The organism is Streptomyces sp. W16 (genome assembly GCF_033194735.1).
GTDB lineage: Bacteria > Actinomycetota > Actinomycetes > Streptomycetales > Streptomycetaceae > Streptomyces.
In genome coordinates, this window is record NZ_JAWOAI010000380.1 from 1 (window position 1) to 9,934 (window position 9,934).

Annotated in this window: 12 protein-coding genes; 2 read left to right on the top strand and 10 right to left on the bottom strand. The window is 70.3% G+C overall.

All coding sequences use genetic code 11. The annotated features are described in order from the left end of the window. From R6V09_RS36575 to R6V09_RS36620, 10 genes are all read right to left on the bottom strand, one after another. A partial coding sequence (locus R6V09_RS36575) for a metal-dependent hydrolase family protein (RefSeq protein WP_317885780.1) occupies positions 1-1,186 on the bottom strand: 1,186 nt, incomplete at its 3' end. 156 nt (positions 1,187-1,342) lie between these two features. Then, positions 1,343-1,663, bottom strand: coding sequence for a ferredoxin (gene fdxA / locus R6V09_RS36580; protein ID WP_317885781.1), 321 nt, complete (start codon positions 1,661-1,663; stop codon positions 1,343-1,345). Between the two features lie 2 nt (positions 1,664-1,665). Further along, positions 1,666-2,679: an NAD(P)/FAD-dependent oxidoreductase gene (locus tag R6V09_RS36585; protein ID WP_317885782.1), complete on the bottom strand. Its 1,014-nt coding sequence runs from the start codon at positions 2,677-2,679 to the stop codon at positions 1,666-1,668. 66 nt (positions 2,680-2,745) lie between these two features. Next, a complete protein-coding gene (locus R6V09_RS36590) occupies positions 2,746-3,138 on the bottom strand; it encodes an acyl dehydratase (protein WP_317885783.1) in 393 nt (130 codons plus the stop codon). Next, positions 3,135-3,656 carry an FAS1-like dehydratase domain-containing protein gene (locus R6V09_RS36595; protein WP_317885784.1) on the bottom strand — a complete coding sequence of 174 codons (522 nt, stop codon included), beginning with the start codon at positions 3,654-3,656 and terminating at the stop codon, positions 3,135-3,137. Before R6V09_RS36595 ends, R6V09_RS36590 begins: the two co-directional genes overlap by 4 nt. Continuing rightward, the gene (locus R6V09_RS36600; RefSeq protein WP_317885785.1) at positions 3,653-4,468 is read right to left on the bottom strand and encodes an IclR family transcriptional regulator; all 816 of its coding nucleotides are present in this window, start codon (positions 4,466-4,468) and stop codon (positions 3,653-3,655) included. Before R6V09_RS36600 ends, R6V09_RS36595 begins: the two co-directional genes overlap by 4 nt. Before the next feature lie 43 nt (positions 4,469-4,511). Continuing rightward, positions 4,512-5,381, bottom strand: a complete 870-nt coding sequence (locus R6V09_RS36605) for an alpha/beta fold hydrolase (protein ID WP_317885786.1) — start codon at positions 5,379-5,381, stop codon at positions 4,512-4,514. Then, positions 5,378-6,337, bottom strand: coding sequence for a catechol 1,2-dioxygenase (locus R6V09_RS36610; protein WP_317885787.1), 960 nt, complete (start codon positions 6,335-6,337; stop codon positions 5,378-5,380). The genes R6V09_RS36605 and R6V09_RS36610 overlap by 4 nt, the downstream gene beginning before the upstream one ends. After that, positions 6,334-7,668, bottom strand: coding sequence for a M20 family metallopeptidase (locus R6V09_RS36615; RefSeq protein ID WP_317885788.1), 1,335 nt, complete (start codon positions 7,666-7,668; stop codon positions 6,334-6,336). Before R6V09_RS36615 ends, R6V09_RS36610 begins: the two co-directional genes overlap by 4 nt. A 115-nt stretch (positions 7,669-7,783) precedes the next feature. Further along, on the bottom strand, positions 7,784-8,992 hold the full coding sequence (locus R6V09_RS36620) for an aromatic ring-hydroxylating oxygenase subunit alpha (protein ID WP_317885789.1): 1,209 nt from the start codon (positions 8,990-8,992) through the stop codon (positions 7,784-7,786). A 261-nt stretch (positions 8,993-9,253) separates the two neighbouring features. On the opposite strand from R6V09_RS36620, the gene R6V09_RS36625 reads away from it, so the two are divergent. Next, positions 9,254-9,496, top strand: a complete 243-nt coding sequence (locus R6V09_RS36625) for an ABC transporter permease (protein ID WP_317885790.1) — start codon at positions 9,254-9,256, stop codon at positions 9,494-9,496. Then, a partial coding sequence (locus R6V09_RS36630) for an alcohol dehydrogenase catalytic domain-containing protein (protein ID WP_442810215.1) occupies positions 9,493-9,934 on the top strand: 442 nt, incomplete at its 3' end. The genes R6V09_RS36625 and R6V09_RS36630, both read left to right, overlap by 4 nt.

A 9,934-nucleotide genomic window follows, 5' to 3' on the forward strand; every position in this document is an offset into this window, starting at 1 on the left:
GGTCGGCGAGCACGCTCAGGTCGGCGAGCGGGTCGCCGTCCACCAGCAGCAGGTCCGCCCACATGCCCGGCGCGACCGTGCCTGTCCGGGCACCGAGACCGAGGGCCTCGGCGGCGGCGGAGGTCGCCGCGACCAGGACCTCCGCCGGCGTCATGCCGATCTGCTCGTGCAGCAGCTCCAGTTCGCGGGCGTGGTTCCCGAAACGCATCGTGTTGGAGGAGTCGCTGCCCGCGATGATCCGCACCCCGGCCCGATGGGCCCGGCGCACCGACGTGAGCCGGCGCTCGCGCAGCGCCTCCGCCTTGTCCAGTTGCTCGGCGACCAGTCCGCGCTCGGACCCGTGCTCCGTCATGAACTCGCTGATCGACAGGGTCGGGCACAGGAACGTGCCCTGCCCGAGCATCAGCTCCACGAGGTCCTCGTCGAGGTCGGAGCCGTGCTCCAGCGTGTCCACCCCGGCGACCAGCGCGGCCGTGATCCCGGCCCGGGTGTGCGCGTGGGCCGCGACCCGCAGGTCCAGGGCGTGCGCCTCGTCGACGATCGCGTCGATCTCGGCGTCCGTGTAGTTGCGCCAGCCGGTCTTGTCGCCGACGGAGAGAGTGCCCCCGCTGGTGCAGATCTTGATCAGGTCCACGCCCATCCGGGCGTACTGCCGGACCCGCTTGCGGCACTCGTCGGCGCCGTCCGCCGGCGGCCACATCCGCTTCTCGTCGAGAGTGGCCGGACAGAACATGTCGCCGTGCCCCGCCGTCATGCCCACGAGCCCCGACGCGACGACCCGCGCCCCGTCGAGGACGTGCTCGTCCATGACGTGCTTGACGGCCACCTCGGGCAGCGAGCCCGCGGTGTCCCGGACCGTGGTGAAACCCGACCGCAGCGCCTCACGGGCGTTGGCCGCGGCATGCAGGGTCTGTTCCTCCGTCGAGGTCAGCATGTTCCACAGCTGCACGTCCTGCGGCCGGGCCCCCGCGTTGGACCGCAGATGCACATGGCAGTCGATGAGTCCGGGCAGCAGGGTCGTCCCCCGCAGGTCGTACACCGTGTCCGACGGGCGCGTCGCCACCGTGTCGGCGGCACCCACCTCGGCGATCACGGCACCGTCGATCACCACGGCCATGTCGGTCCGTGCGGCACCTCCCGTGCCGTCGACCAACGTCATTCCCGCCAGGACTGTTCGCTCCGTCATGGGACCGTGTTCACTCCTCTCCGTGGGACTGGTAAGGAGGAGTGTGGGTCGGCTGTGATGTGGCCGTGTTGCGGTGCAGCTTTCGCTTGGAATTCACGCGGGACACGCAGGAATGCGCCACCTCTGGAAGCGCAGATTTGCGCCACCCGCGGTGGCTCACAGCGAGCTCACGAACGCCGTGTCGGCACCCACCGGTCCCAGCGCGGTCGCCCCGCCGGGAGTGCCGAGCGGGGTCGTACGGCCGGACAGGGGCTCCTCGAAGAAGCGGCGGTTGTCGGTCCGGTGTTCCGGGTCGGCGAGCCGGTCGACGGTGATCGCCTGCTCGGGGCAGGCCGGCTCGCAGGCGCCGCAGTCGATGCACTCCACCGGGTTGATGTAGAGCTTGCGCTCGCCCTCGTAGATGCAGTCGACCGGGCACTCCTCCATGCAGGACCGGTCCATGATGTCGACGCAGGCCGATCCGATGACGTAGGCCATGACTAGCTCTCCTTCTCGGTGGAATGCCCGGGGAACAGCGCTGCCTCCGGGTCGATGACGGTGGCCGCGTTGTTCACGGCGGTGGCGGCCTCGCCGAAGCCGACCGAGATCAGCCGGACCTTGCCCGGGTAGTCGGTGATGTCGCCGGCGGCGAACACGCGGGGCAGATTGGTGGCCATCCGGGTGTCGACGACGATCCGCCGGGCCTCCAGTTCCAGCCCCCAGTTCTGGAGCGGCCCCAGGTCGGCGAGGAAGCCGAGGGCGGCGACGACGGTCCGGGCGGGCAGCAGCCGGGTCGTCTTCGCCACCCGGTGCCGTACCTCGACCCGTTCGACCCCCAAGTCGCCGTGCAGCGCGCTCACTTCGGAGTCGGTGATGATCTCGATGCCGAGGGCGCGCACCTTCTCCACGCTCGCCGCGTGCGCGCGGAAGCGGGCGTTGCGGTGGACGAGGGTGACGGACCTCGCGATCGGGGCGAGCAGCGCCGCCCAGTCGAAGGCGCTGTCACCACCGCCGACGACGACCACGTCGTGGTCGGTGTGGTCGGCCGGGTTCGGCACGAAGTAGACCTGCCCGCGCCCGAGATACCCCTCGCCCGCCGGCAGCGGCCTGGGCGTGAACGTCCCGACCCCACCGGTGATGACAACTGCCCCCGCCCGTACGACGGTTCCACGGTCGGTACGGACGACGGGGTGCAGGTCGGGCCCGTGTGCCAGGTCCACCGCCCGCTCCCCGAGGAGATAGCGGACGTCGTACGGCGCGGCCTGCGCGACCAGGCTGTCGACCAGGTCGCGACCGCGCACCGAGGGGAACCCGGCGATGTCGAAGATGGGCTTCTCCGGGTACATGGCGCTGATCTGGCCGCCGCACTGGGGCAGTACGTCCATGACCGTGACGCGCAGTCCGCGGAAGCCCGCGTAGTAGGCGCCGTAGAGGCCGGAAGGGCCGGCGCCGATGATCAGGATGTCGGTCTCGATCACCGGTGACTCGACCGGCTCGGCAAGGTGAACGCTCATGGTTCAGGAGCGTAGGAACGGCCCGCTCTGCGCCCAACGGAACCGGTCCGGCTGACGGGACGCCGGTCAGGAGAGGGCGAGTTCGACGGTTCCCGTCACGCACGGGGTGCCGTCGGCCTTGACGAGGGCCACGTCCAGGGAGACCCGGGCGCCCTCCACCGCGCGCACGGTCGCGGTCCAGGTGAGGGGTTCACCGGCCACGGCGGTCGTACGGTTGCGCCAACTCACCGTCTCCAGACGGGAGTTCGGCCCGGCCCACGCCAGCGCGTGCCGGGTGAGGGTCTCGCCGTGCAGGGTGGACTGTACGACGACGTCCTCGAAGCCCTCGGAGGCCGCGAACTCGGCGTCGTAGTGGATGCGGTGGGAGTTCCAGGACACGGCGCTGAAGCGGAACAGCTGGACCGTGCTGTGCGTGTATTGCTGCGGTGGGCAACTGTCCCCGGCGACCGGCGTGTTCATGTGGCTCCCGCAGAGTCGAGGGCCTCCTGGACGACGATCGTCTCGTCCACGGCGGTCAGTTCGGTGCCGTCCGCCGTCGTGAAGCGGGTGGTGAGACCGAGCAGTACGAACGGGCCGGCGCGGCCCTGTTTGCGTGCGGCGGAGGTGAGCGCGCGGGAAGCGGTGACCCGGCTGCCCGCGACCGGGGCCCGCAGCAGCCGTACGGTCTGACCGCCGTGCACCTGGCGGACCGGCAGGCCCATGGTGCACGGCGACTCCCGGGCCGCCAGCCCGTCCGGCCTCAACTCCCCTTCGGGCGGCCCGTCTTCCCAGCTCATGGTGGCCGCGAGGAACAGGGCCGGAGCCTCGACCGGGGCGCCCGCCGCGTCCTGTTCGCGGGCTCGGCGGATGTAGTCGGCGTCGTTGAGCGCGGCGGCGTACCGGCAGAAGTCCTTGACGGTCACCGTGCCGCAGTCCTCGTCCTCCCAGCGGCCGACGAGCCTTTGGGCCCGGGCCAGCACCTCGTCCAGGGCGTTCACAGGGCCGACCGCAGCGCCCGGCCGATGCCCAGACCCGCGGTGCGCAGCGCGCTCGCGTGCGCGGCGGCGTCCACCCGGTAGGTCGGCGCGGTGATCGACAGGGCGCCGGCGAGTGTGTTCTGCCGCCCGAAGACCGGCACCGCCATGCTCATGTAGCCGAGTCTGACCTCCTCGGCCTCGGTCGCGAGGCCCTCCTCCCGGATGCGTTCCACCTGACCGCGCAGCCGCCCCGGCGAGGTGATCGTGTGCCGGGTGAACGGTTTCAGCCCGTTCCTGACCACCTCGCCGAACAGTGCGGCGGGGGAGAAGGCCAGGATCGCCTTGCCGGTGGCCGTGCAGTAGAGGGGGAGCCGCCCCGCCACCCGGGACTCCTCGCTCAGGCCCCGGTGCGGCAGGATCTTCTCCAGATAGACGACATCCAGGCCGTCGTGGATCGCGAAGTGGATGGTCTCCTGGGTGGCCAGCAGCAGATCCTCCATGTACGGCTGGGCCACCTCGCGCAGGATCCGCTGCCGGTGCACCCGCTGCCCGATCTCGAAGAGCCTGAGCCCGAGCCGGTAGTCGCAGCCCGCCCGCTCCAGCAGCCCCCACACCACCAGCTCCTGGCAGAGCCGGTGCACGGTGGCCTTCGCGACGCCTGTGCGGCGCACGAGATCCGCGAGGGAGAGCGACTCGTCGTCGACGGTGAACGCCTCCAGGATGGGCCGCACCTTGCCGAGGACGGAGTTCATCGAGTCCGGTCCCAGGGACTGCCCGGTCGCGGGAGGCGGGGGAAAAGGGGCCACGGCGCGGGTGATCGGGACGACGGTCATGGCAGACACCTCACGATCAGGGGTTACGGCTGGAATCTCACGATCAGTGACCGGACGACGACTCGGCGAGGAACGCGAGACTCAGCGGGTTGTACAGCGTGGCCTTCTCATGTTGCGGCCAATGTCCGCATTCGGTGAAGACCTCAAGCCGGGCCCCGGGAATCGCGGCGGCGATCGCCTCGGCCTCCGGAACGTCCCCGAGCGGGTTCTTGTTGCCCCACACCACCAGCGTCGGAGCCTTGATCCGCGCCATGCGGTCGGGGCGCAGCAGATTCCGCTCACGGGCCTCGACCTCCTGGAGGGCGAGCAGGTTGTGCAGGTTCCGCTGGAAGTCGGGGTGGTGGTAGATCTCGTAGCGCACCTGGGTCAGCTCCTCGCCCAGGTCCTCGTCCCACTCGGCCCACAGCAGGGCCAGCCGGTCGCGGGTGTAGGAGATCTCCGGCTCCATGGCCGCGGCGCGGGTGGACGTCTTGAGCCGTTCCATCACCGCCGGGTTGATCTTCGTGCCGCCCATGCACAGCAGCTGGAGGGAGGCGACCCGGTCCGGGTACTCGCTCGCGGCCCATGACCCCACCCAGCCGCCCAGCGACTCGCCGACCAGGTGCGCGCGTTCGGCACCCACCGCGTCGAGGTACGCCATCAAGTGGTCCACGTACGCCGGGATTTCACCGGGACGGTCGGGCTTGCCGGTGTAGCCGTGGCCGAGCATGTCGATGGCGTGGCAGCGGTAGCCGGCCTCGGCGTGCGCCGGGATGTTGCGGACGAACGCCTCCAGGTGGCCCGTCGTGCCGTGCAGGAACACCACGTGCTCGCCGTCCTCCGGACCGGCTTGCAGGGCGCGGGTGGTGACATCGCCGGTCTCGACGTATGCGTGCCGGTAGTCGATGCCCGACAGTTCGGTCCAGATACTCATGACTGCCTTTCGGTGTCTGCTTGTTGGGGATCGAGGACGGCCACGGCCATCCCGGTGAGCCACTCGGGCATCGGTTCGTAGGCCAGCCGGCGGCCGGGCACGTGGTCGAGCACCGCCGACATCAGCAGCCAGGTGCGCAGCTCCTGCGCCCCGTTGCCGGCGACCTTCTCCAACTCCTCGGTGCTGTACGCCGTGATCCGCCGGATCTCGCCCCGCTCGACCAGGGAAAGGAACTCGTCGTCAAACTCCGGGTTGAGCGCGGCCTCGGCGGCGCGGATGATCTCGCGGCGCCGGACGTCGTAGTCCTGCCAGTTGTCCCGGCCGTTCAGCCAGGCGCCGACCATGAACTCCTCGTCGTCGCCGTGCGGTTCGCGCCAGTCAGGCCAGGGCAGCCGGTGCGAGAGCCCGCCCGAGCCGACCACCGCGACCCGCCGGTCGCCGGGGAAGGAGAGGACGGCTTCCCGGATCGCCCGGCCCAGTTCCTCGCAGCGGGTCAGGGTGGGCAAGGGCGGGGCGAAGACGTTCACGACGATCGGCACGATCTCCACGTCCATGTCCTCGAAGAGGTACTGGATGGCGTGCGACTGGCCGTGGTCGATCTGCAGCCTGGCCGAGAACGCCGGGTCGAAACCGCCGCTCTCCACAAGGGAGTTGGCCAGGTGCCGGGCCAGCGGGACGTCGACCGGCTGGGGTCCCTTCGGGGTGCCCGACTCGCCGCTCGCGACGCACTCGCCGACGCCGATCGTGAAGCTCGGGATCAGGTCCAGCCAGAAACCCCGGAAGTGATTGGAGCCCACCAGGATCACCGTGTCGGGGCGGGCCGCGAGCAGTGCCTCCCGGGCCTCGGTCAGCGCGTCGCGGAACCGCTCCGCCCGGTCCTTGTGGAAGGTCTCATCCCAATGGGTGTTCATCAGCGTGCTGTGCGAGGCGCCCACGCCCAGGACGATCTCCGTCATGCCGTTTTCCCTTCCACCTCGGCGCGGGACCGGGTCACCGTGTCGACCGCCGTACGGATCAGATGGCGCGTCAGCTTCTCCATGGCCCGCACGGAGACCGTGTTCATGCCCCGCGCGAAGTCGATGTCGAATGGGGAGTCGGTGACCTTCGGCATGCCGACCCGTACGGTCGGGATGCCGCGCCCGCGCAGGATGTTGGCGTCGGTGGCACCGCTGTTGCCCCGGATCACCTCGTGCTCCCGCCCCTCGAAGGCGGCCCAACTCGCCGTCGCACTACGGCAGATCCAGCTCTCCGGGTCGGTACTGGTGCCGGGGATGGCCAGCACCATCTCTGCGCTGACGTCGATGTTCTTGTCACGGAGCGCGCCGATGGCCGCCATGAACTCCCGCTTCGCCTGCATCGGCGTCGTGTCCGGGCCGATCCGCAGGTCCACCATCAGGGTGCAGGAGGCCGGTGTCACCGCCGCCATCCGGGGCCAACCCCCTTGTATCGAGGAGACGATGCCCTGCGGTGTGACCGTGCCGGAGGTGTGCCGTTCGGCGTACTCGACGAACCACTCCTCCAGATGCCGGGTCACCTCACCGGCGCGCGCGACGGGGTTGTCGTAGGGGAGGCGGTGGCGGGAGCCGACGTAGGTGTGCGTGCCATGGACCGTCACCTCGAACCAGACGAGGCCGACCTCGTCCCAGGACACCGTCCAGCCGGGCTTGGCGATCAGTGCGTAGTCGGTCCACACGCCCTGTTCCAGGAGGAACGAACAGCCCACGCCCTGGCCGGAGTTGAGGCGGGTGGAGCCCGGTCGCGCGTTGGTGGGCATGCCGCCGGCGCCGAAGGCCGCGACCAGGTCGCCGGTGAGCGGGACGCCGGCCAGCGCGATCGCCTCGGCGGCCATCATCACGCAGGCGGCGTGGCCCTTCGGGTTGGAGGCGCCGAGGCCGACGACGAGATCGTCGTGGACGGTGGCGCGCGGACGCATGTCGTCCCGCAACTCCGGCCCGATCCACGGGAGATCCTCGCTCTCCTCGCCCACCGTCAGGGTGTCGATCGGCGCGTAGAGCATCAGGTCGGGGCCGGTGCCGTCGCCGGAGAGCCGGGCCCAGGCGTTGGCCTGCCGGTCGTCCAGCCGCTGAACTCGGGCCGGACAGCCTGCCGTCGTGAGGGTGTCGGCGATGTGCGCGGCGAGCGGGCCCTCGTCGCCGGTCGGGGACTGGATGTCGACGAGCCCGGTGATCAGGTCGCGCAGCCGGTCGGCGGTGACATGTCGCCAGGCGTCGGCGACCCAGGCGGCCCGCTTGTCGTCCAGACCGGTCAACTCGCCCGCGGCGTTCACTGGTTGATCCTGTGTACCTGAGTCATCGTCGTACGCTCGAAGCGCTTTTTCGCGAGCGGGAGCCCGATCGCGATCCCGACTCCGACGAGCAGGGTGAGCAGTGTGCGGCCCATGGTCAGGCTTCCTTCCCTTCGGTGCCCGTACCGGCGAGCTTCTTCCCGTACTCCTCCTCGCTGAGGTTCCGCCAGGCGGTCAGCGAGATGTCGGGGCGGTAGAGCTTCTCCGGCGGCGCGTCGGTGATGTCGACCATCCAGGCGTCCTGGCCGGAGAACTGGCCGTGGAACAACCACCGGATCGCCCCGAGGTACTTGGCGTAGAAACGCAGGGTGTCCCAGCCCTCGGTGAAGTTGACCATCACGCCGACATAGCGGTGGTTGTCCTGGTCGACGGGGACGTAGAACTCGTAGTGGATGAAGTTCGGGTACGCGATGCGCAGCACGCCCGGCATCGACAGGGACGCGAAGCCGGGGAACTCCTGGGCCTCGATCGTCTGGTTGACCTTGTCGGGCTTGCCCGTGTTGCCGATGTTGAAGGTCTCCTTCGGCGGCTGGGCCTTCCACCAGCGTTTGTTGGTCCAGCGGCCGACACCGGGGAAGTCCGCCTCCCAGTACACCTCGTCCTGGACCCGGAAGATCCAGCGGCCCTTGGGCACGATCCGCGTGATGTTCCAGGTCGGCATGGGCTTGAAGAGTCGCCAAAGTGCCGTGCGGTGAAGGTACTTGGCGTGGCCCTCGTCGAAGCCGTTCTCGCAGGCGAAGCGCCAGTTGCCGCTGCGCGGGTCGATCCGGCCGCCCATCACGAAGGCGTTGGAGACGAGTTCCTCGGGCAACTGCGAGTCGATGGGGTGCGGTTCCTCGTCGGCGAGGGGGATGTACACCCACACCATGCCGAGGCGCTCCTCGACCGGGTACGTCCGCACCGAGACCTTGCCGGTCAGCCGGCAGCCGGGGCCGTCGGTGATGACCGCGGCGAGCTTGCCGGTCGGCAGGTCGAAGGTCCAGCCGTGGTACGGGCAGCTGATGGTGCCGGGGAACTGCTGGTCGCCCTCGGAGAGCGGGACGCCGCGGTGCGGGCAGCGGTTGTGCAGCGCGTACGCTGTGCCGCCGTCCCGGATCAGCGTGATCTTCTCGCCGCAGATCGTGAACGGCAGCGGATCGCCGGTGATCTGGCTGGACCAGGTGACCGGATACCAGTAGCCGCGGAAGCCCGCGCCCGCCGCGTCGTAGTGGGGCCACGACTTCCAGTCCTGGCGGCCGGGCTCACCTGTTGGTCTGCGGCGGCCCCGGACCGGTGGCTGGGTGTCGGGAGAGTCGTCGACCGTCATCGTGGGCGTCCTCCTGCTGCCGGGTGAGCTGTGAGGCGAGCATGCGGCGGGCGACGGGATCCGCCCAAGGGACCCGGTCCACTGAGCAGACCGGGCCCCGTGAACAGGCCGGGGGACCGGGGCCCACCTGCGCGTCCCGTTCAGCGGACCTTCGTCGATGCGCGAGCGACACCCGCCGTTCTACGGTGCGCCAGATCCCGTGCCGCCCCCACCGACCAGCCGAAGCCGGCGGTCTCCCATCGACCCCAGAGGTACTCGACCGTGCCGCACATCGTCACCGGCGCACGCCTCGCCATGGGCAACAGCTTCCTGACCATCGTCTCCGCCGAGATCGTCGCCTCCCAGGTCGGACTCGGCTCACTGATCCGGACGTCCCGCAACCACGGGCGGATCGACTGGGTCTTCGTCGGAATCATCACCCTGGGAATCCTCGGGTTCGTCTCCGACCGCGTCCCGCGGATCGTGGCGTCCCGCGTCCTGCGTCGATACGGAGTGAAGTTGTGACGACCGGTAAGTCCCGCGCCCTGGTCCTGGAGAGCTTCGGCTCGCTGCCCCGCCTGGTGGAGCGCCCGATGCCGGAGCCCCGCCCCGGCCACACCCTCGTAAGGATGCGGGCGGCCCAGGTGGGCCACCTCGATCTCAACGTGGTGGACGGGAAGTTCGGCATCCTCCCCGACCTGCCCGCCGTACCGGGCACCACCGGATGCGGGGTCGTCCTCGCCTCGGACACCCACCCCGAGGGCGCTCTCGTACGGCTCGGCGGCAAGGGGCTCGGCCTGCGCCGCGACGGCTGCTGGGCGGACCATGCACTGGTGCCCGACGCCGCCGCGGAGGCCGTGGAGGAAGGCACGGACCCTGCCCTGGCGTGCAGTTGGTTCTCACCGGCGGGCACGGCATGGGCGGCGGTGCACGCGGTCGCGGACGTACGGCCGGGGGAGCGGG

What these genes read in the sequence shown, in the direction of transcription:
- R6V09_RS36605 (WP_317885786.1), bottom strand. Translation starts at nt 5,381, where the DNA reads ATGAGTATCTGGACCGAACTGTCGGGCATCGACTACCGGCACGCATAC.
- R6V09_RS36585 (WP_317885782.1), bottom strand. Translation starts at nt 2,679, where the DNA reads ATGAGCGTTCACCTTGCCGAGCCGGTCGAGTCACCGGTGATCGAGACC.
- R6V09_RS36610 (WP_317885787.1), bottom strand. Translation starts at nt 6,337, where the DNA reads ATGACGGAGATCGTCCTGGGCGTGGGCGCCTCGCACAGCACGCTGATG.
- fdxA (WP_317885781.1), bottom strand. Translation starts at nt 1,663, where the DNA reads ATGGCCTACGTCATCGGATCGGCCTGCGTCGACATCATGGACCGGTCC.
- R6V09_RS36620 (WP_317885789.1), bottom strand. Translation starts at nt 8,992, where the DNA reads ATGACGGTCGACGACTCTCCCGACACCCAGCCACCGGTCCGGGGCCGC.
- R6V09_RS36590 (WP_317885783.1), bottom strand. Translation starts at nt 3,138, where the DNA reads ATGAACACGCCGGTCGCCGGGGACAGTTGCCCACCGCAGCAATACACG.
- R6V09_RS36600 (WP_317885785.1), bottom strand. Translation starts at nt 4,468, where the DNA reads ATGACCGTCGTCCCGATCACCCGCGCCGTGGCCCCTTTTCCCCCGCCT.